This is a genomic window from Yersinia sp. Marseille-Q5920, assembly GCF_946902935.1.
GTDB lineage: Bacteria > Pseudomonadota > Gammaproteobacteria > Enterobacterales > Enterobacteriaceae > Yersinia > Yersinia rochesterensis.
Genome location: NZ_CAMPQA010000036.1, coordinates 1 through 540 on the forward strand (window position 1 = coordinate 1; position 540 = coordinate 540).

Consider the following 540-nt stretch of genomic DNA (forward strand, 5'->3'; position numbering starts at 1 on the left):
TCTTCACGCTGGCCCGTGAATATCCGCGCCGTGAGCAGGTGATGCAGTACGGCGAAGATGACCTGACCTTTATCAGCCGCCTGCTGGCGGAAGTGGGGATCTGGTTTCGTTTTACCGCTGACCCCAAACTCAATATTGATGTGGTGGAATTTTACGACGACCAACGTTTTTACCCGCCAGGGCTGACGCTACAAGCGGTACCCCCTTCGGGGATGCACGACAGCGGCGTGGAGTCGGTCTGGGACTTGTCCAGTGCTCATCAGGTGGTGGAAAAATCGGTCAGTACCGGCGATTACAACTACCGCACCGCCACTGCTGATATGACCGCCGGAGCCGATATCACTCGCGGCGATACCACCACCTACGGCGAAGCTTATCATTACGCCGATAACTACCTGACCGCAGGCAGCGAAGGGCGTGAGCCGGACAGTGAAAGTGGGGCATTTTATGCCCGCCTGCGCCATGAACGTTACCTCAATAATCAGGCACGTTTCGCCGGGGTGGCCAATGCGGCGACACTGGGGCCGGGTCAGGAACTGA

1 protein-coding gene is annotated in these 540 nt (G+C 58.0%); it reads left to right on the plus strand.

Going from position 1 to position 540, the window contains the following annotated elements; all coding sequences use genetic code 11:
- A partial coding sequence (vgrG, locus tag OVO64_RS20440) for a type VI secretion system tip protein VgrG (RefSeq protein WP_267249001.1) occupies positions 1-540 on the plus strand: 540 nt, incomplete at both ends.